Origin of the sequence: Acetivibrio straminisolvens JCM 21531 (assembly GCF_000521465.1) — a bacterium.
Taxonomy (GTDB): domain Bacteria; phylum Bacillota; class Clostridia; order Acetivibrionales; family Acetivibrionaceae; genus Hungateiclostridium; species Hungateiclostridium straminisolvens.
The window spans coordinates 1-1038 of sequence record NZ_BAVR01000170.1; the positions used below are offsets into that span (position 1 = coordinate 1).

Annotated in this window: 1 pseudogene; it reads right to left on the reverse strand. The window is 45.2% G+C overall.

Annotated elements, in window-relative coordinates:
* A pseudogene (locus tag JCM21531_RS17340) lies at positions 1 to 993 on the reverse strand (DNA primase family protein); the annotation flags it as partial.
* Positions 994 to 1038: the final 45 nt, after the last annotated feature.

The following is a 1038-nucleotide window of genomic DNA, read 5'->3' on the forward strand; positions in this document are numbered from 1 at the left end:
TCAGCTTAGCCGGTAACTGCTTATCCTTTTTGTCCTCTGGAATGGTAACGGTAAAGGGAATCAGCTTAATGCGCCGCCATATGCTGTGACTGGTATCTCTTATGACAGGTCTGTGGTTTACTACGAGAAACGGTGTGAACTGTGGCTGGAAATCAAAGTATTCTCCATAAAGGAACCTTGCTGTGATTCTGTCTCCGCCTGTGAAGCTTTTAATCAATGCCTCAGAGAGCCTTTGTCCCTCATTTATTTCTATGGCAGTAACGAGCCTTGCACCCTGAAGCCTTGCAATATCATTTCCTATCGCTTCTATCCTTTTTGCCATAAAGGTTTCGGACGGAGTATTTCTTGCATAGTCTCCCAACAGGTCAGAGATGGTGTTTAGAAATGTGCTCTTGCCGTTTGCTCCTGTTCCATAAAGGACAAATAGGGCCTGCTCTGAAATATCTCCGCTTAATGACGAGCCTACAGCCTTTTGAAGGTATCTTACAAGCTCGTTGCTTCCTCCCGTAATGGTATTCAGAAACTCAATCCATCTGGGAGCCTTGCTTTCTGGGTTATATTCAACAGGACAGATTTTGCTCATATAGTACTCCCGCTTATGATGGAAAAGTTCTCCTGTCTTTAGGTCTACCACACCATTTTTACAGTTCAGCTTCCATATATCTGCATCCAGCTCATCAGGGTTTATTATCAAGCCTTCAAGGTTTGAAGCCACATCGATCATGGCTTTAAGCTGCCTGCGTTTTCAGACTGCATGGCATGGCGCACCAGTTCTTTTCTTGCAGCCTCATCCTCTATCCGACTTGCTTCTGTGAGCATATCTCTTGCTGTTCTAATAGCAAACTGCGTAAGTTCTCCGGTTTCTTTCCTCCAGCAACAGCCGTCATATACCAGCCAGTACTTGAAAGCTGGACAATACCTAATGATTTCACCAAACCTGTCACGCAGCCTTTCTGCATTCCCGCTGTCTGTCCTGTGGTAATACTTTTTCACCGGGTGATTTGGCTGATATCGGCTGACACTGTGCGCTATCTTTCT